We start from the raw sequence: 17,308 nt of genomic DNA on the forward strand, positions 1-17,308 counted from the left end.
TGCTGAAACGCTAGGAATTCAACCCCCATCGCCCAAGACACCGCCTCATTGGCGCTGAGCAAGCTCCATTACCAAGCTTGCCAAACGCTGGCGCTGCTCCTTATCCAACTTTTGCCCGGCGCGCTCCTGCGCCAGCAACGCCGTGTACTCCTCTTGAGGAGAACGCTGGCGCTGAACGTACTGCAAGTGTTCCACCAATCCCTTCAGCTCTGCTTCCCGATCTTCCTTGGGAATCAACAGCTCGCGCTTGGCGAAAGCCGCCAAAGCCTGCCCCTGCTGGCTGCCTTGAAAATGCGCCAACACCACTTGTGGGCTGCGGTAGCGCCCTGCCTTGAGCAGTTCAATCAGCTCGCGGCATAGCGGCGCATCGCCATCTTCCGGCAACCACTCCAAATGATCAGGGAGCGTGACCACCAGATTGGGCTCATGCAATAACAGCTGCACGATACGCCCAACCGGGGAGAGCGCCTGAGAACGTGAGCGCGATGAGCGGGCTGGCGCTGCCAAAACAGCGCCGTTCATGGCGGATGAGGCCGATTCGGACTCCAACTGCTCTGCCGGCTCCTGCGAAACATCACCTTGGGTGACGGATCGCTGCGACGCCTGGGAACGCTTTTCGAGCAGCACTTTCAACTGCTCTTGCGCCAGCCCACTACGCTTTGCCAATGACTCCAGCAGTAGCGATTTGAGCATGCCTTCAGGCACTTTGTTCAATGCTTCGAGCACCTGACTGGCAAACCGCTCGCACCCTTCCACGGTATTCAAGTCGCGCCCTTGGGCTGCCTGTTCGAATAGAAACTCCGACAGCGGCATGGCGCAGGTCACGCGATCCTGAAATGCCTGGGTGCCTTCACGGCGCACCAGGGTGTCCGGGTCATCACCTTCGGGCAGAAACAGAAAGCGCGCTTCACGGCCATCAATCATTTGCGGCAGTGCGGTTTCCAATGCCCGGCTAGCCGCCTGCCTCCCGGCACGATCACCGTCGAAACAGAACACTACGCGACTCACCAGTCGAAACAGGCGGGTCAAATGGTCTTCTGTGGTGGCGGTACCCAGCGTCGCCACAGCATTATGAATACCGTATTGCGCCAGTGCCACCACATCCATATAGCCTTCGACCATGACCAGTTGCTCAAGCTTGTTCGAGGCTTGGCGCGCCTCATACAAGCCGTAAAGCTCACGACCTTTATGGAATACGGGTGTTTCCGGAGAGTTGAGATATTTGGGCTGGTCATCGCCCATCACTCGACCACCAAAGGCAATCGTACGACCGCGCAAATCGCGAATGGGGAACATTACCCGATCACGAAAACGGTCGTAGGTACGCCCGGTATCCTCACGGTGAATCAGCAGGCCGTACTCCACCTGCACTGGCTCACCAATACCGCGCTCGCTGAGGTGCTGTTTTAGCGCCTCCCAACCCACCGGGGCATAGCCAATGCCGTAGGTCTTGATCACCTCGTCCGAGAGCCCACGACCCGACAAATAGCGTTGGGCCGGCTGGCCCTCCTGCATCTTTAATCGCTCGCGATAAAAACTGGCGGCGAGTTCGAGCAGGTTAACACCCTCTTTGCGCTTCTTTTCACGCTGCTGGGCACGCGGGTCATCAGCGCCTTCACGCGGCACTTCAATACCCAGGCGACCGGCCAACTGCTCTACCGCCTCAGGAAACGGTAGTTTGTCGTACTCCATCAAGAAGCGTAGTGCATTACCATTAGCTCCGCAGCCAAAGCAGTGATAAAACTGCTTATCAGCACTGACGGTAAACGACGGGGTTTTCTCTTGATGGAAGGGACACAGCCCAGAGTAGTTACGACCAGCCTTTTTAAGCTGCACGCGCTCACCAACCACCTCGACCACGTCAACGCGGCCTAACAGATCATCAATGAAACGCTGTGGAATTTGGCCTGCCATGAACTACGGGCATCCTCGCGCAAAGCGCTAACTTTCGAGACTGTTTTTAAAAGCCCTGTTTTTTAAAACACTGCCTAAGGTCATCAGACCCATTGCCAGATCAGATCATCATAAACAGCGACGGCCTTTAGCAACGACAGCTTTGAAGAACAACAGTCAAAAACAAACGGCCACCTAGTGGCGGCCGCTTGGCATCCCTCTTGAGACGACCAGCTAACTGCTCCGGCCCCCTCGGGTACGGATCAATAGAGCCGTTCGAAACGCTTTTGCTCACGCTGAACTTTCTTAGCGTGGCGTTTTACGGCAGCTGCCGCTTTGCGTTTACGCTCAGCAGTCGGCTTCTCATAGTGCTCGCGGCGGCGTACTTCAGAAAGAACACCGGCTTTTTCGCAAGAACGCTTGAAGCGACGCAGGGCGACGTCAAACGGCTCGTTATCACGTACTTTTACAGAAGGCATTAAGCACTCACCTACCTTAAGGAGTCTTGAGTTCGGATAGTACGTACACTGCGATATTACATTTAGAACGCGGTGTACGACCCAGTTTTACAGCGCACAGTAGTTTAGTCGCCGTTGGCCATCTTTGCAAATGCTTACGCTGACCCAGGACGACAATGCTAGACTAGTGCTCTTGTGTTTTTCACCTTTACATCTTTTGAATAGCCTTTGAGAGGCCCTTTTTATGCGAGTTCTGGGCATTGAAACATCCTGCGACGAAACGGGTGTCGCGCTTTACGACACCTCGTCAACCGGCGGCAAGGGGCTACTTGCCGATGCGCTGTATAGCCAAATCGCCATGCATGCAGAATTTGGCGGCGTAGTGCCCGAACTCGCCTCTCGCGATCACACCCGCAAACTGCTGCCGCTGATCGAGCAAGTGCTCGGTGACGCCAAGCTAACGCGCCGCGACCTGGATGGCATCACTTACACCGCTGGCCCCGGCTTGGTCGGCGCATTAATGGTGGGTGCCAGTACCGCCCATGGCATGGCTCGGGCCTTGAACATCCCCGTGCTCGGCGTACACCATATGGAAGGCCATTTACTGGCACCGATGCTGGAAGACGAGCCACCCGAGTTCCCTTTCGTGGCGCTGCTGGTATCCGGCGGCCATACCCAGCTCGTCGAAGTTCAGGGGCTGGGTCGCTATCGACTGCTCGGCGAATCGGTGGATGACGCGGCTGGTGAAGCGTTTGATAAAGCCGCCAAGATGCTCGGCCTGGCCTATCCAGGCGGCCCTCAGGTAGCCAAGCTGGCGGAACAGGGTGACCCCAAGCGCTTTCGCTTCCCGCGCCCCATGACCGACCGGCCAGGGCTAGACTTCAGTTTTTCGGGCCTAAAAACCCACACCATGACGGCCATTCGCCAGCTGGAAACAGCCGACGAACTCGACGCCCAGGCCCGCTCCGACGTTGCCCGCGCCTTTGAAGAGGCCGTTGTCGATACGCTGGTGATTAAGTGCCGTCGAGCACTGGATCAAACCGGCTTGAAGCGCTTAGTGGTGGCGGGCGGGGTCAGCGCCAACCATCGCCTGCGTGAACGACTGCAGGCTGAGTGCGAAAAACGCCAGGCCCGCGCCTACTACCCGCGCGGGCGATTCTGTACCGACAATGGCGCCATGATTGCTTATGTCGGTGCTCAACGCCTGGCAGCGGGAGAGTGCGACACCCCTGGCATGATGCAGGCGACGCCCCGCTGGCCGCTGAATCAGCTGACACCGCCTGTCTCACGCTAAGAACCACGAAACGGCGGCTCTTCACCGCGTCGCAGTCGGCGAATATTAAGCCCGTGACGGGCCAGCACCAGCAGGCTGAATCCACCCACCACCATGACGTACTCCGGTGCCAGCCAGCCGCAGGCCAGCGGCGCCACGAGAGCACTCACTAGCGACGCCAGCGCAGCTGTTTTTAATCGCCACGCTAGCAGCGCCCATATCGATGCACTCAGTAACGCCACCTGAGGCACTAATACCAACAACACACCAAAGGCACTGGCGACCGCTTTACCGCCACGAAAGCCATGCCACAGTGGAAAGCTGTGGCCTAGCAATACTGCCAATCCCACAAGCCCCTGCAGCCAGACCGGATAGCCCATCAGCTTGGCACCCAAAACAGCAGGCATGGCTTTTAAGGCGTCTAACAGCAGGGTGGCTGCCGCTAAGCGGGGGCCATATAGGCGCAGTACGTTGGAAAAGCCGGGATTAAATGAACCGTGTTGACGGGGGTCGCCCACACCCGCCAGGCGGCAAACGCTCAGCGCTGCCAGCCAACTGCCACTTAAATAACCCACCACTATCCATACCATGGCGCCATGCTCGCTTTGTGGCCCGATATACTGTCGTTTAGCCCCATCCTAACGTACAATCGCCCGCTTGTTACCGTAGGGGGAAGCTGGATGGATCGCATTTTGATTGAAGCGTTAAGCGTCGATACCGTGATTGGTGTCTACGACTGGGAGCGCTCGATTCAACAGTCGCTAAGCTTAGACTTGGTGTTGGCGACCGATATTCGCTCGGCGGCAGCCACCGACGATCTGCGCCTCACCCTGGATTACGCTGCTATCTGCCAGCGCATTCAGCAGTTTGCCGATGCCCATCAGTTCGCCCTGGTAGAGACTTTTGCCGAACGCCTCGCTGAGTGCCTGCGTACGGAATTCCCTATCACTTGGCTGCGCTTGACGGTACGTAAACCGGGCGCGGTTGCCAACGCCGTTAGCGTCGGCCTGGAAATCACCCGCGGCAACCTGCCGGAGGCAACCCAGGAGATCAGCGCATGAACCTGGTGACCGTCAGCTTAGGCAGCAATATTCACCCTACTCGGCATATTCGCTGCTGCCTGGATGCGCTTGCTGATACCTTCGGCCCCCTGCAGATCTCCCGTGTGTTTGAAAGCGAGCCGGTCGGTTTCGCCGACAGCCGCAATTTCTACAACCTGGTGGTGGCGTTTCACAGTGCTTGGACACCCGGCGAACTTCAGGCATGGGGGAAGCAACTGGAAATAGAGCATGGCCGCCTGCCTGGTCTTGCCAAATTTAGTCCCCGCGCGCTGGATATCGACTTGCTCACGGTGGGCAGCCTTTGCGGCACGGTTGACGAAATCGCCTTACCGCGTAGCGAAATTACCCATAATGCGTTTGTTTTGCAGCCGCTCGCCGAGTTGCTGCCCGAGCAGCGCCACCCCCGCTGCGGCACGTCCTATGCCGCGCTATGGAGCGCCTTCGAGCTAGGCAGCCAGCGCCTTTGGGCGGTGGATTTCAGCTGGCGCGGCCGCTGGATCTCCCAAGCGGATGAACAGCCCCTGCTGGCGGCGGCACGCCGGTAAATTACTTGGTTAGCGCCGCCTCCACGGCCTGCCCGCGGCGCGCTCGCAAGGCCTCGCCCAGCGCTGCGCCTTGATATCCCTCAGCTATCAGTGCCTGGGGGCTTACCTCCCGAGCAGCCTGCCAGGCGTTTTCGAGCGGGCCAACCTGCTCAGGCGCCAACACTTTGACTAACGCCAGCTGTCCCTCGACCTGCTCAGGCTTACGCCAACCATCCAAACGTTCCAGCCAACGTAGCACGCTGGGGCCCTCTAATGCGTCGGAAGGCAGCGCATGGTTTTTTAGCGAATGGTTTATTAAAGAATAGGTAAGCGCGGTATGGCGAGCCAATTGGGCAACGGCATTGGGCAGTTTGAGTCGTTCCGACAAGGCATCGCGCTGCTCAGCGCTTAGCGGCGATACCAACTGCGCATGGCGCCAATGAGCCAATGGGAACATATCGCTATCAGGTACCTCAGCCATCGCTGCCAAGCCCTTCACTAACGCTTCGCCCGCCAATTCTGGCCACCAGACGTTGAGCGCGTCGCAACGTTCAAGGGTGGTGAAATAGACCTCTGGGCTTGGCTCACCCAGCGCTTTTTCCGTTTCGACCCACACCCGCTCGGCGGCCAGGTGCTCAAGTTCGCCGCTGTGGCTCACCTTACGCATTAGTGCCTGGGTTTCAGGGGCAATGGTGAAGCCCAGTGACGCATAGCGGGCCAGAAAACGTGCGGTACGCAGCACTCGCAGCGGGTCTTCGCTAAACGCCGCGGAGATATGCCGCAACACGCGCCGTTCGATATCGCCTTGACCATTAAACGGATCGGTTAATTCGCCCTCAGTACTCTGGGCAATGGCATTAATGGTTAAATCACGCCGCAATAGATCCTCTTCCAGGCTGACATCGGGGCTGGCATGCACTTCAAACCCGCCATAGCCGTGGCCAGACTTGCGTTCGGTGCGGGCCAGGGCGTATTCCTCAGCGGTTTCGGGATGCAGAAAAACTGGAAAGTCGCGCCCCACGGGCTTAAATCCGCGCTTGCGCATGGCGTCTGGCGTAGTGCCCACCACGACCCAGTCATTGTCATATACCGGCCAGCCGAGTAACTCATCGCGCACGGCGCCGCCTACCCGATACACGTTCAAGCCTGCTAAGCGGGGATCACTGTTTGTTTCTTTCACTGTCGTTTTTCCTGCTGAAGGCTAGCTACACTGGTTCGCTCGCCGCTGTCCAGATTGAGCGCGGTTAGACGTCCGCCCCACACGCAGCCCGTATCCAACGCCTCAACGGGTACCCGAGCCTGGGGGGTACTCCCCTCCAGCGCCGCCCAGTGGCCGAAGAGTAGGCGAGTGTCATCGTCACGCGGGTATTGAAACCAGGGCAGAAAGCCCTCTGGGGCACTGTCCAATCCCTCTTTGGCCGCAAAGTCCAAACGGCCCTGGGCATCAATAAAGCGCATCCGAGTCAGCACATTGACAGTCAGGCGCAGCCGATCCATGCCGTCTAAATCATCGTGCCAGCTATCCGGCTGGTTACCAAACAGTTGGGTTAAAAACTCACCGGATGCCTCACTGCCTAGCGCCATCTGCACTTCGCGCCCTAAAGATTCGGTCTGGGCTACGCTCCATTGGGGAAGCAGCCCCGCGTGGGTCATTAACGTACTGTTTTCAAACACGCTAAGCGGTTGGCTCTGCAGCCAATCCAGCAGCGCTTCGCGATCAGGCGCGCCAAGAATATCGCTCAAGGTATCGTTTTTTTTCAGCTTGCCGCCCCCGCGCGCTACGACCAGCAAATGAAAATCGTGGTTGCCCAATACGCTGCGTGCCGAGCTACCCAGTGCGCGCACTTCTCGCAGACACTCCAATGAACCAGGCCCACGATTAATCAAATCGCCCACCAGCCATAGCGTATCCCGCGCGGGGTTGAAGCTAAGCTTTTCAAGAAGGGCTACAAATTCGGCGTGACAGCCGTGCAGATCGCCGATCGCATAGGTGCTCATGCACGAGGCCTTTTTAATAAAATGAGTAGGCTAAATACTACCACTTCACCGACATCCTATGCCTGTCGCTGGTGGCTTATGTTGATGATTAGCACTGGTGAAAAGTACAAACCTGGATCACTATAAAAAGTACGCTTTGGCGCTCTTGAGCTTCTCGCTAGCTTAACCACTCAATCGAGTAGCCACCTCGCAACAACTGTTAAGGAAAACGGTACGCTTATGACAATGGATTACTCTCGACGCGGGCTACTGAGAGCGGCAACTCTGGCAGGTCTTGGCGCACTCATACTCCCCGGCACAACACTTCTTCCAGCCGCACGAGCCGCTGCTCCCAAGCTTGGCCCGCCCCCCGCTGCGGTGACGGTTAATGGTTGGCTCCTGCGCAGCAGTGACTGCTGATGTATATCGCTTTTGAGGACATTAGCGAACACAGCCATGCAGTGGATGTCTGCATTATCGGCGCGGGTGCGGCGGGCATTTCCATGGCCGTTACCCTGGCCGAGCGGGGCCACCGCGTACTGCTCTGCGAAGGTGGCGATGCGGACTACAGCGAACGCTCCCAGGAGTGCTACCGGGGCGAAGTCGTCGGCGACCCTTATATTCCCCTTTATGGCGCTCGCCTGCGCTATTTGGGCGGGTCGACCAACCACTGGGGTGGCATCTGCCGACCACTCGATCGCTATGACTTTACCGCCAAAAGTGCTGCCAGTGAGACGGCCTGGCCTATTGGCCGGGATGCGTTATCGCCCTACTACCGCGCCGCGGCCAGCGTGCTCGACTTGGCGCCTACGCCTGCTGATCAGCCGATCACGGATTCTGGGCTCAAGCGCATCTATTTCTCACTGGGCCACCCGACGCGTCTGAAGGAGAAATATGCCACCACGCTAAGCGAATCGAACACGTTGGAGTGCTGCCTAACGGCCAACTTGGTGGCGCTGGAAAGCCAGAATGGCAAAGTCACCGGCGCTATCTTCAAAAACTACCAAGGCGATTACCGAAAGGTTCAGGCGCGCTACTTTGTGCTGGCCTGTGGCGGCATCGAAAACTCGCGCTTGCTGCTGTGGTGCAACCAACAGTTAAATGGCCAGCTTATACCTCAAGCCGACACCCTAGGGCATTACTGGATGGAGCACCCCCACGCCACGGTGGGTCAGGCGCTAATTTTTGAGCCAGCGGCACTGGGGCTGGACGAGGATTACAACGTGTTCCTCTCCCCCACCGCTCAATCCATCAGCTCACGCCAAATACTGAATTGTGGGCTGCGCTTGCACCGCATGAACGCTGAAGCCACCCAGGAACTGATTGACGAGCTCGCGGATCAGGCCCCCACGCTGGCGGGACGACTGCGTGTCTGGCAGGCCCAGGGACGGGTGATACACGGCGCGGTACTCAGAGCCGCCTGGGAGCAAGAGCCGCGCTTTGACAATCGCATAGAGTTAAGCGAAGAGCTGGATGATCTGGACGTACCCCGCAGCCGATTGGTGTGGCAGCAGTCCGAGCTGGATCGCCATACGATCCGCGAGAGCATGCTGCTATTAGGGGAGTATCTGCGCGACCACGAGGTGGGAAGGCTGCAAATGGCTGACTGGCTGGCCGATACGCCGGTACAACTGCCTACCGAGGGCGAGTTGGCTGGCCGTCACCATATGGGCGGCACGCGTATGAGTCTTAATGCCGAGGAAGGCATTGTTAACCCCGACTGCCGACTGTTTGCCCAGGATAACTTCTATGTGGCGGGTTCCAGCGTTTTTGCCAGCGCCGGGCACGCCAACCCGACGTTAACGCTAGTACAGCTGGCCCTGCGGCTTTGCGATCACCTGGAGAGCAGGCTAACCCAAACTGTCTAATGGAGCTGAAGCGGTACGGCTAACCTAAAAGGAGTAATGGCTACCTCAAAAACACGCTGAGTAGAGGTATCCAACAGCGTATAGGCACCCTCCATCACCCCCACCGGGGTTTGCAGAATGGCGCGACTGGTGTAACGAAAACTCTGGCCGGGGCCAATTAGCGGCTGTTGGCCGACGACGCCTTTGCCGCGGACTTCCTGGCAGTCGCCGCTGCCCTGGGTGATTTTCCAGTAGCGCGCCATCAGCTGAACGCTATGGGGGCTCTGATTGTGGACAGTCACGGTGTAGCTAAACACATAGCGCGACTCTCCATCGTTAGACTCATCAGCGCGATAGCTAGGGACGACGCTCACTTTGATTGCTAGGCCACTCACGTTTGGCTGCCCCGCTCACCGCTTGCCTGCTCATCGGCGGCGACACGGTTGGCAATCGCCACGTACTCCGCCACGGTCAACGTTTGCGGACGGCGGATGGGGTCAATGCCCAGATCTTCCAGGGTGTCGGCACTCACCCGCCCTTTGAAGTTATTGCGCAGCGTTTTGCGCCGCTGACCAAAGGCGAGCTTCACCAGCTCAAACAGCATCGCTGGGTCATCCGCCGTATGGGGCAGCGTTTCATGGGGGGTTAAGCGCACAATGGCGGAGTCGACTTTGGGTCGTGGCACAAAGGCTTCCGGCGGCACGATAAACAGCTGTTCGACCTGGCAGTAGTACTGAGCCATAACCGACAGACGCCCCCAATCAGCACCGCCGGGTTCTGCGGCTAAGCGTTCAACCACCTCTTTTTGCAGCATAAAGTGCATATCTTGTATGGCACTTCCTGCAGCCAGCAGATGTATTATCAGTGGTGTGGAGATGTTGTAGGGTAGGTTGCCTACCACGCGTAGCGCGGGCCCATCGCCTTTCAGCGCAGCAAAATCGAACTTCAGTGCGTCGCCTTCATGAATCACAAAATCGGGATAGTTGAAAAACTGTACCCGCAAACCGGGAATCAGATCGCGGTCGAGTTCGATCACCTCCAAGTGCCCCGCGGCTTCCAGCAACGGCTCGGTCAGCGCCCCCTGGCCTGGGCCAATTTCGACGAGGCGATCCGTCGAGCGCGGGCCAACGGCGCGAACGATCCGCGAGATAATGCCAAGGTCGCGTAAAAAATTCTGACCAAAGCGTTTACGAGCGCGGTGTTGGGGCACAGTAGACATCAAACGGTGTTCCTTGGGGTGCGGATTCAATCGGGAGTATGTAGTAGCCAGCACTGTTGCAACTGGTCGTCTGCTTGCATCAGTACCAGAGTAGGTTTCCGCGAGGGCGCTGTGAACCCGTCCTTGGGCGCTACTTTTCCCATCTGACCGCCATGGATGGCGGAAATGCCGGAATTGTCAGGAACATTTTCCGGCCCTGGAAAAAGACCCTCGCTGCAACCTACCCTGGCACCGGATTAAATTTCAGCCGCAGACAGCCGCCTTGCGGCTAAACGGCGCGCAAGGGCGATAGCGACGTTTAGGCTGCCGGGATCTGCCACGCCTTTGCCTGCCAGATCCAGCGCGGTGCCATGGTCGACCGAAGTGCGTACCAATGGCAAGCCCAGAGTAATGTTAGCGGCCTGACCAAAGCCTGCGTATTTTAACACCGCTAAACCCTGGTCGTGGTACATCGCCAGCACCGCATCGACACCAGCCAAATGCCTGGGGGTAAACAGTGTGTCGGCGGGCAAGGGGCCAAGTATATCCATTCCCTCAGCGCGCAGTGCATCAAGGGCGGGAATAATAACATCCAGCTCCTCGCGCCCCAGGTGACCATCTTCACCGGCGTGGGGATTCAAGCCACATACCGCAATACGTGGCTGGGCAATCCCAAACTGGCGCTGTAAATCAGCCGCAAGCAGTCGGCTAATACGGGTTACCCGCTCAAAGGTGATGGCGTCGGCAACATTGCGCAGCGGCAAATGGGTGGTCACCAGCGCCACACGCAGATCGCCGCCACCCTGCCAGCTTGGTGACGCAGCATGCAGCGCCGTATCGGTGGCGAGCATCATTACCACCTCATCGACGCCGCAGGCATCGCGCAACCACTCAGTGTGGCCGGTAAAGGCTGGGTGACCACCTTCGATGATGACGCCTTTATGAAGTGGCGCCGTAACCATAGCGGCCGCCTGACCTTTTTGGCAGGCATCCACCGCCAGCGCCAAGGTAGCCAGCACATAGTCAGCGTTGGCCGGATTGAGAACGCCCGGCGTGGCCGGTTGGTTCAGCGCAACCGGCCAGACCGGCAAACCATGGGGGCTACTTGGGTACTCGCCAGGCGAACACTCAATCACCGTGACACCTAGTCCCAGCGCTGCTGCACGCTGGCGCAGCATATCCGGGTCGCCAATCGCTACTGTACCCGCGGGGAGGATGCCCTGGGCCGCTAGCAACAGCATTAGCTCGGGGCCAATGCCCGCCGGCTCGCCGGTAGTCACTACTACCGGCAGCTCGCTATCGGAAGATAAAGTGCCCGCTACCATTCCCACTACCATTAGAGTCGAATATCAACAAAGGCCTGGGAGCGAATCTCTTGTTGCCATGTCTCTAACTCTTCGTTCGCGCGACGCTGGAAGATCGCCTGGCGCACCTGCTCACGCTGGCTCTCTTGGGTAACGTTTTGACGACGGCGCTCTTCCACCTCAATCACGTGGTAGCCAAACTGAGAGCGAACCGGCTGAGATATCTGGTTAACATCCAGGTCGCGCATCGCCTCTTCAAAGGCGGGTACGGTTTGCCCTGGGCGAACCCAGCCCAGCTCGCCGCCGTTGAGGGCAGTGCCACTGTCGTCGCTCATCTCACGCGCCACCGAAGCAAAATCCTCGCCTTGTGAAAGGCGCTGACGTACCTCTTCTGCTCGCGCGCGGGCCTGGTTTTCATCGCGATTAGGGGTCAGTGCAATCAGCACGTGGCGGGCACGGGTCTCTTCAATAAAGTTCTGCTCGCCGGACTGGCCGGGCTGCTGGTTTAGAAAGCGCTCAACGTCGCGATCGCTGACCGATACGCGGTTGCTAATTTGGCGCTGCTGCACCTGACGCATCAGCATTTCGCGGCGAATATCTTCGCGCACGCTGGCCAGCGTCATACCATCAGCTTCCACGGCATCGGCAAACTGGTCAAGCGTCATGCCATTGGATTCGGCAATCGAGCGCACTTGCCCATTGAGCTCGGTATCATCGACGCTCAAGTTGGCATCTTTCGCCATCTGCAGTTGAATCTCTTCCATTACCATGCGCTCAAGCACCTGACGCTCCAATTGGGAGCGCGGAGGGAGATTACCACCCTGGGCCTGCGCCTGCTGCTCGATTTGCGTCATGCGATCATCTAACTCGCTGCGCATAATCACATCGTTATTGACCACGGCCACGACGCTGTCCAGCACTTGGCGCTGGGTGGACTGGAAGTTCTGCGCCTGAAGGGCTAGCGGGGCCAATGCAAGGCCTGCGCCTACACACAAAGCGAGCAGGCTACCAGCCGATAGCTGTTTCATACGGCCTAGCAGGGGCTTTCTCATTTTCATAACAAACGTCTCTTTCATTAGCCATTCGATGGAAGTCATTTACAGGGCAGTCGGACGATAGCCAGGAATGGTCTGTTCAAAATAGCTATCCGCATCCTGGCCAACGCCGCCTAAGCCACGGAATACGAAGCGTAAAAATAGCCCGCGATCATTAAAGTCATCATTAATGGGTGCGGTGTCATTGTCATCTACCCATTCGCGCCACACCAACTGCAGACCGTAACAGCAGTTGTTCCACTGCACGCCTGCCAATTGCTCCAGTGAGCGTTCATTGGTTTGATCGTGCAGGTAGCGGCCAATCAAATCAATGTTGGTGCTGGCTTTCCAGGCAAATGAGAGATCCCACTCTTCGCGGTTATAGTCGCGAAAGCCGTTATCGCCCGGCAATACGCCTGGATCGAACCCTTCGATCTCCCAACGGTAGCCAAGGTTCACTACGTGCCCTTCGGGATGCCGGTAACTAACATCAACACTTGATCGTTCGGTGCGTTCCCGGTGGTCATCGTAGAGCCATTCTGCTCCGCTGCTCCAGCGATCATTAATCTGCCAGTCAAGGCGGGTAACCAGCGGCGAACGATCTCGGGTGGCCTGATAGCGGCTTTCCGGATTGACGCTTGGGTTGTCTTCCGGCCGATCCGGCAGCGTATCGGCATCGCCCTCGCTATCGATACGGCGGTCATCAAAGTAAACGCTCTGACCTACCCCAAACGAGAGCCGGTCACGACCGGAGGCATCTTCCAATAAGCGTGACTGCACGCCGTAAGAGAGCCGGTTGAGATCGCCAACGCGGTCAGTACCGGAAAAGCGCTGCGCTGACCAAAGCTGATCCCAGGAGAAAGCGCGTTCGCGGCTGTCAAAGTCGGGCAGTTCGCTCTGATCGGTGCGCGGCACATAGGCGTAGTTCAAACGCGGCTCTAGGGTTTGGCGGTAGTCCCGCCCACCCAGTGCAAGCTCACGTTCAAAGACGAGCCCACTGTCGATGGAGGTCAGCACAACACTGCGGCTGGGTGAGTCGCTACGCTGTGTATCGCGCTCGCCGTAATCCAGCTCGTAAGCAGTGTTCCATAGCTCGGTACGCGGCTCCAGGTAGCCCCAAGGGCGCTCGAAACGCCAGCCAACCGCAGGCATTAAGTGCAAACGGCTACCGGTGGCCGCTTCGCGCTCCGGAACGCGGCGCTCATCCACGTCGCGCCAAAAATAGGTCGCGTTTGATCGCCACTGGGTATATAGCCCGTTGTCGAACTGCCAGTTGGCATTCGCGCTCAGGCTCGGCAGTTGATAAAAAGGTTTATCGCTATCGCTAAGCGGGTCTTCCAAGCGCTGGAAACCCTGGGCGCGGGCATCCAACTGCCAGCGCTGGCCGCGGTAATCGACCTGGGCCAAACGCTCCATACTGGCGCGCTCGCTCTCGCCAAACTCACCGCCGAAGTCATCGAAATAGCGCCCGTCACTGGCGGCCCCGTAGCGCAGCCGATAATTACTGCGCTCATTTACCCGCCCCGCATGGCGGGCATCCACATACCAGCGATCATCACCCTCAAAGCGATTTTCTCCGCCGCCAGAGCCACCGTCATCACTGTTTAAATAGCCGCCTTCAACGATGCCCGAGCTCTCCTCAAACAGGTAGCGGTACTCACCGTTCATCAACAGCCCGCGGTCGCTCATCCAGCGCGGAGTGATGGTTGCATCATGGTTAGCGGCAATATTCCAGTAAAACGGCTGGGCGTAATCAAAGCCGTCCGATGAGAAGCCAATCGACGGAGACAGCAAGCCTGTATGGCGGCGATCGTCGATGGGAAAGCGCAGCCATGGCCAGTAAAATACCGGCACATCTTTCACTTCCAGGCGCGCATGACGCGCTGTGCCAAAGCCTTCGGCTTGGTTCAAGCGAATATCGCTGCTGACCAGTTGCCAGCTATTGGCGCCTGGGTCACAGGTGGTGAAGCTTGCGTCTTGCAGGCGGTACTCGCCCTCCCCGGTCTGCTCTAGCTGACTAGCCTGACCGCGCAGATGCTGCTCGTAGAGCACATAGTGGCTGTCACCCAGGGTAGCCCGATCTTCGTTTAGCCGGAGCATCGCCTGTTCGCCACGCACCAAAGCGCGCCCATCGCGGATGGCGATATTACCTTCTGCGTCGACCTGCTGACGGTCGGCGGGTAAAAAAATACGCTCCGCTTCCACTTCTTCATTGCCGCGGCGCAGTACCACATCGCCGCGTAGCAATGCTTCGCCATCGGCAGCGTAATCGACTTCCCGGGCCTCCAACGAGACGGTTTCCGGGTTATCTTCCGCTGGCAAGCGGTAGCTGGGCATTACATAGCGGCCCCGGCACAGTTGGTTAGCCGCTTCCTCTTCCCCCCAGGGTTGCCAATCCAACGCTTCAGCGGACATGGTTTGACCCTGAGCCACCGCTGTAAACGAGGCGCCAGCAAGCAAACTGCCCATCAGCGTATGCGCAACCGGCAACGTGCGCGAAAATCGCTTGCCCATGTTCGTTATCCTTGGCATCCAGAATCGGTATTATACAGCCCGCATGATGCCCGACCAGCAAGGAGCTTGCATGTCCTCATATCGGATTAACGCCCTCACCATGTGGGCCGCCCAACAAAACGGTCTCTCTGAGACCGATATTTCGCTTTCATCCGCCGTGGGCGATGCGAGTTTTCGGCGCTATTTTCGCCTAACACTACCCGACGGCACCACCCAGGTGGTCATGGATGCCCCGCCTGAGCAAGAGGACTCCCAGCCGTTTGTAACCATTGCCAAGCGCTGGCGAAGCGCCGGACTGCCGGTACCCAAGGTGCACGCCACCAACCTGGCGGACGGCTTTCTGCTGCTTGAAGACTTGGGTAACACCCCCCTACAGTGTTTGTTTAGCGACGACGCTAGCATACAGGCTTACCATAAGCAGGCTCTCACGCTGATCGCCGAGCTGCAAAATCGCGCAGGCCCTGACTCGCTGCCCGCGTATGATACGGCGTTGTTGGGCCGCGAACTCGACCTGTTTCCCGAGTGGTGTCTCAGCGCTTGGTTAACGCTGCCATCGCCAGAGAGCTGGCACATTGTTCGTGAGCAGCTTATCCAGCATGCCTTAGCGCAGCCGGTAGTGACTGTGCACCGTGATTTTGATGCCATGAACCTGATGCTGCACGATCAGCGTCTGTTTATGATCGACTTTCAGGACGCCGTGGCTGGCCCGCTCAGCTACGATGTGATCTCGCTGTTACGGGGGCGATACTGCCGCTTTAGCAATGAGCAGTTCGCTGGCTTTGTCGAGGCTTTTTATCACCAGGCCCGCCATGATGGTCGACTGCCCAGCAGTGTCGATTTTGCCACTTTTCTGCTTCAGTGCCACGCGATGGCTGCCCAGCGCTCACTAAAAGTGCTGGGGATTTTCTGCCGCTTAACCCTGCGCGATCAAAAAAGTGGTTATCTCGAGCGCTTACCCCACTTTCTGGATCATCTGGAAGATAGCTTTTCGTTTCTGACCGAGCAGGCTGAGTTCGCTGAGTGGCTCCAACTCACCTTACGACCTGCCATTATGAAACGACTAGCGGAAATACCGTCATGAAAGCGATGATTTTAGCCGCAGGCCTAGGCAAGCGAATGCGCCCGCTCACCGACCACTGCCCCAAGCCGCTGCTGCCCGTGGCGGGCAAGCCGCTAATCGTGCACCACCTGGCGCGTCTTCGCCAAGCAGGTATTCATGAGGTCGTCATCAATGTCAGCTACCGTGCAGAGCAGATTATCGCAGCGCTCGGCGATGGTGACGCCTATGGACTGCACATTCACTGGAGTCGCGAAACCGAACCGTTGGAAACCGGAGGCGGTATTCAGCAAGCGCTGCCGATGCTTGGCGAGGCGCCGTTTCTGTTGATTAACGGCGATGTTTGGTGCGCAGCGCTCCCCACCCAGCACGCGCTGCAAGGCAATGATCTGGCTCACCTGATGCTGGTGGAAAACCCTTCTCACCACGCCAGTGGGGATTTTGGACTAGCAGGAGGGCGCGTGAATCAAACCAGCACTGAGCGTTTGACCTACTCAGGCATCAGCGTGATTCACCCTGGGCTGCTCGCCGGGCAGCCCCAGGGCGCTTTTGCCTTGGCGCCACTGCTGAGAACTGCTATCGATAACAACCAGGTAAGCGGCGAGCACTATAAGGGGCATTGGGTCGACGTTGGAACCCCTGAACGACTGGCGGCGCTGGAACGCCAGCTACAGAGCGAAAGGGGTTAGCCTATGCATCCGCACCACTTACGTGAGGCAATCGCCAACACTCCACGGGTAGCGGTCTACGGCACGCTCAAGCAAGGTTTCAACAATGCCCACTGGCTAAACGGAGCCTCTCTGCTCGGGAGCGACGTTACTAAAGCGCTCACGCTTTACGATATTGGCCCCTACCCCGGTGCCAAATGGCAGCGGTCAAAAGGGGTGACGATTGAAGTCTATCAGATCAGTATTGACCATCTGGCCCAGCTAGACTGGTTAGAGGATTACCGCATCGATGCACCGTCAGAGGGTGAGTATGACCGCCAGCAGATAACCACCTGTTTTGGTCTCTCCTGGGTGTATCTTTACAATCCGAGTGTGACAGGTAAAACAGCCATTCATGAGAGTGGCTGGCGCATGCCGAACATTAGCAATGTTCAACAGCGGCGCTGAGAAGAGGCGCGCAGGCCAAGAAATGTTATGCTGCGCGACTTACCTTTCGTCGC

17 protein-coding genes are annotated in these 17,308 nt (G+C 58.0%); 7 read left to right on the plus strand and 10 right to left on the minus strand.

Annotated elements, in window-relative coordinates; genetic code table 11:
* Nucleotides 1-45 precede the first annotated feature (45 nt).
* Nucleotides 46-1,914 (minus strand): DNA primase, encoded by a 1,869-nt coding sequence (gene dnaG, locus RO22_RS16025; protein ID WP_041158825.1) that lies wholly within the window; start codon nucleotides 1,912-1,914, stop codon nucleotides 46-48.
* Nucleotides 1,915-2,156: 242 nt separating this feature from the next.
* Nucleotides 2,157-2,372: a 30S ribosomal protein S21 gene (rpsU, locus tag RO22_RS16030; protein ID WP_008956349.1), complete on the minus strand. Its 216-nt coding sequence runs from the start codon at nucleotides 2,370-2,372 to the stop codon at nucleotides 2,157-2,159.
* 223 nt (nucleotides 2,373-2,595) lie between these two features.
* Between rpsU and tsaD the strand changes: the two genes are divergently transcribed.
* The gene (gene tsaD, locus RO22_RS16035) at nucleotides 2,596-3,645 is read left to right on the plus strand and encodes a tRNA (adenosine(37)-N6)-threonylcarbamoyltransferase complex transferase subunit TsaD (protein ID WP_041158826.1); all 1,050 of its coding nucleotides are present in this window, start codon (nucleotides 2,596-2,598) and stop codon (nucleotides 3,643-3,645) included.
* Here tsaD and plsY read toward each other — a convergent pair.
* Nucleotides 3,642-4,214 (minus strand): glycerol-3-phosphate 1-O-acyltransferase PlsY, encoded by a 573-nt coding sequence (gene plsY, locus RO22_RS16040; RefSeq protein ID WP_022522379.1) that lies wholly within the window; start codon nucleotides 4,212-4,214, stop codon nucleotides 3,642-3,644. The genes tsaD and plsY overlap by 4 nt on opposite strands.
* Before the next feature lie 90 nt (nucleotides 4,215-4,304).
* Here plsY and folB point away from each other — a divergent pair, with 90 nt between their 5' ends.
* Together folB and folK are read left to right on the plus strand one after the other, a co-directional pair.
* Nucleotides 4,305-4,685, plus strand: a complete 381-nt coding sequence (gene folB, locus RO22_RS16045; RefSeq protein ID WP_041158827.1) for a dihydroneopterin aldolase — start codon at nucleotides 4,305-4,307, stop codon at nucleotides 4,683-4,685.
* Nucleotides 4,682-5,230, plus strand: coding sequence for a 2-amino-4-hydroxy-6-hydroxymethyldihydropteridine diphosphokinase (gene folK, locus RO22_RS16050; RefSeq protein WP_041158828.1), 549 nt, complete (start codon nucleotides 4,682-4,684; stop codon nucleotides 5,228-5,230). The genes folB and folK overlap by 4 nt, the downstream gene beginning before the upstream one ends.
* Nucleotide 5,231: 1 nt before the next feature.
* On the opposite strand, the gene RO22_RS16055 is transcribed toward folK, so the two are convergent.
* Both RO22_RS16055 and RO22_RS16060 read right to left on the minus strand, forming a co-directional pair.
* The gene (locus tag RO22_RS16055) at nucleotides 5,232-6,389 is read right to left on the minus strand and encodes a polynucleotide adenylyltransferase (RefSeq protein WP_052475663.1); all 1,158 of its coding nucleotides are present in this window, start codon (nucleotides 6,387-6,389) and stop codon (nucleotides 5,232-5,234) included.
* Nucleotides 6,386-7,207 carry a symmetrical bis(5'-nucleosyl)-tetraphosphatase gene (locus tag RO22_RS16060; protein WP_041158829.1) on the minus strand — a complete coding sequence of 274 codons (822 nt, stop codon included), beginning with the start codon at nucleotides 7,205-7,207 and terminating at the stop codon, nucleotides 6,386-6,388. Before RO22_RS16060 ends, RO22_RS16055 begins: the two co-directional genes overlap by 4 nt.
* A gap of 398 nt (nucleotides 7,208-7,605) precedes the next feature.
* On the opposite strand from RO22_RS16060, the gene RO22_RS16065 reads away from it, so the two are divergent.
* Nucleotides 7,606-9,054, plus strand: coding sequence for an FAD-dependent oxidoreductase (locus RO22_RS16065; RefSeq protein ID WP_027958022.1), 1,449 nt, complete (start codon nucleotides 7,606-7,608; stop codon nucleotides 9,052-9,054).
* Here the strand turns inward: RO22_RS16065 and apaG are convergent.
* The 5 genes from apaG to RO22_RS16090 form a co-directional block, all read right to left on the minus strand.
* Complete coding sequence (apaG, locus tag RO22_RS16070) at nucleotides 9,051-9,428, minus strand: Co2+/Mg2+ efflux protein ApaG (protein ID WP_022522372.1); 378 nt, start codon at nucleotides 9,426-9,428, stop codon at nucleotides 9,051-9,053. The genes RO22_RS16065 and apaG overlap by 4 nt on opposite strands.
* Nucleotides 9,425-10,252, minus strand: coding sequence for a 16S rRNA (adenine(1518)-N(6)/adenine(1519)-N(6))-dimethyltransferase RsmA (rsmA, locus tag RO22_RS16075; protein WP_027958023.1), 828 nt, complete (start codon nucleotides 10,250-10,252; stop codon nucleotides 9,425-9,427). The genes apaG and rsmA overlap by 4 nt, the downstream gene beginning before the upstream one ends.
* Nucleotides 10,253-10,488: 236 nt before the next feature.
* A complete protein-coding gene (pdxA, locus tag RO22_RS16080; RefSeq protein WP_035537841.1) occupies nucleotides 10,489-11,556 on the minus strand; it encodes a 4-hydroxythreonine-4-phosphate dehydrogenase PdxA in 1,068 nt (355 codons plus the stop codon).
* Between the two features lie 11 nt (nucleotides 11,557-11,567).
* On the minus strand, nucleotides 11,568-12,593 hold the full coding sequence (locus RO22_RS16085) for a peptidylprolyl isomerase (RefSeq protein ID WP_027958025.1): 1,026 nt from the start codon (nucleotides 12,591-12,593) through the stop codon (nucleotides 11,568-11,570).
* 39 nt (nucleotides 12,594-12,632) lie between these two features.
* On the minus strand, nucleotides 12,633-15,083 hold the full coding sequence (locus tag RO22_RS16090) for an LPS-assembly protein LptD (RefSeq protein ID WP_041158830.1): 2,451 nt from the start codon (nucleotides 15,081-15,083) through the stop codon (nucleotides 12,633-12,635).
* A gap of 70 nt (nucleotides 15,084-15,153) precedes the next feature.
* Here RO22_RS16090 and RO22_RS16095 point away from each other — a divergent pair, with 70 nt between their 5' ends.
* From RO22_RS16095 to RO22_RS16105, 3 genes are read left to right on the plus strand one after another with little or no spacing between them, the layout of a single operon-like run.
* Complete coding sequence (locus RO22_RS16095; RefSeq protein WP_041158831.1) at nucleotides 15,154-16,164, plus strand: aminoglycoside phosphotransferase family protein; 1,011 nt, start codon at nucleotides 15,154-15,156, stop codon at nucleotides 16,162-16,164.
* The gene (murU, locus tag RO22_RS16100; protein ID WP_041158832.1) at nucleotides 16,161-16,829 is read left to right on the plus strand and encodes an N-acetylmuramate alpha-1-phosphate uridylyltransferase MurU; all 669 of its coding nucleotides are present in this window, start codon (nucleotides 16,161-16,163) and stop codon (nucleotides 16,827-16,829) included. The genes RO22_RS16095 and murU overlap by 4 nt, the downstream gene beginning before the upstream one ends.
* A gap of 3 nt (nucleotides 16,830-16,832) precedes the next feature.
* Nucleotides 16,833-17,255 (plus strand): gamma-glutamylcyclotransferase, encoded by a 423-nt coding sequence (locus RO22_RS16105; RefSeq protein ID WP_052475664.1) that lies wholly within the window; start codon nucleotides 16,833-16,835, stop codon nucleotides 17,253-17,255.
* Nucleotides 17,256-17,308 lie beyond the last annotated feature (53 nt).

This window comes from Halomonas sp. KHS3 (assembly GCF_000830495.1).
Lineage (GTDB): Bacteria > Pseudomonadota > Gammaproteobacteria > Pseudomonadales > Halomonadaceae > Vreelandella > Vreelandella titanicae.

Bases quoted from the DNA above. Each gene is read 5' to 3' on its own strand.
- dnaG (WP_041158825.1), bottom strand. From the start codon at position 1,914: ATGGCAGGCCAAATTCCACAGCGTTTCATTGATGATCTGTTAGGCCGC.
- rpsU (WP_008956349.1), bottom strand. From the start codon at position 2,372: ATGCCTTCTGTAAAAGTACGTGATAACGAGCCGTTTGACGTCGCCCTG.
- tsaD (WP_041158826.1), top strand. From the start codon at position 2,596: ATGCGAGTTCTGGGCATTGAAACATCCTGCGACGAAACGGGTGTCGCG.
- plsY (WP_022522379.1), bottom strand. From the start codon at position 4,214: ATGGTATGGATAGTGGTGGGTTATTTAAGTGGCAGTTGGCTGGCAGCG.
- folB (WP_041158827.1), top strand. From the start codon at position 4,305: ATGGATCGCATTTTGATTGAAGCGTTAAGCGTCGATACCGTGATTGGT.
- folK (WP_041158828.1), top strand. From the start codon at position 4,682: ATGAACCTGGTGACCGTCAGCTTAGGCAGCAATATTCACCCTACTCGG.
- RO22_RS16060 (WP_041158829.1), bottom strand. From the start codon at position 7,207: ATGAGCACCTATGCGATCGGCGATCTGCACGGCTGTCACGCCGAATTT.
- RO22_RS16065 (WP_027958022.1), top strand. From the start codon at position 7,606: ATGTATATCGCTTTTGAGGACATTAGCGAACACAGCCATGCAGTGGAT.
- rsmA (WP_027958023.1), bottom strand. From the start codon at position 10,252: ATGTCTACTGTGCCCCAACACCGCGCTCGTAAACGCTTTGGTCAGAAT.
- pdxA (WP_035537841.1), bottom strand. From the start codon at position 11,556: ATGGTAGCGGGCACTTTATCTTCCGATAGCGAGCTGCCGGTAGTAGTG.
- RO22_RS16085 (WP_027958025.1), bottom strand. From the start codon at position 12,593: ATGAAAATGAGAAAGCCCCTGCTAGGCCGTATGAAACAGCTATCGGCT.
- RO22_RS16090 (WP_041158830.1), bottom strand. From the start codon at position 15,083: ATGGGCAAGCGATTTTCGCGCACGTTGCCGGTTGCGCATACGCTGATG.
- RO22_RS16095 (WP_041158831.1), top strand. From the start codon at position 15,154: ATGTCCTCATATCGGATTAACGCCCTCACCATGTGGGCCGCCCAACAA.
- murU (WP_041158832.1), top strand. From the start codon at position 16,161: ATGAAAGCGATGATTTTAGCCGCAGGCCTAGGCAAGCGAATGCGCCCG.
- RO22_RS16105 (WP_052475664.1), top strand. From the start codon at position 16,833: ATGCATCCGCACCACTTACGTGAGGCAATCGCCAACACTCCACGGGTA.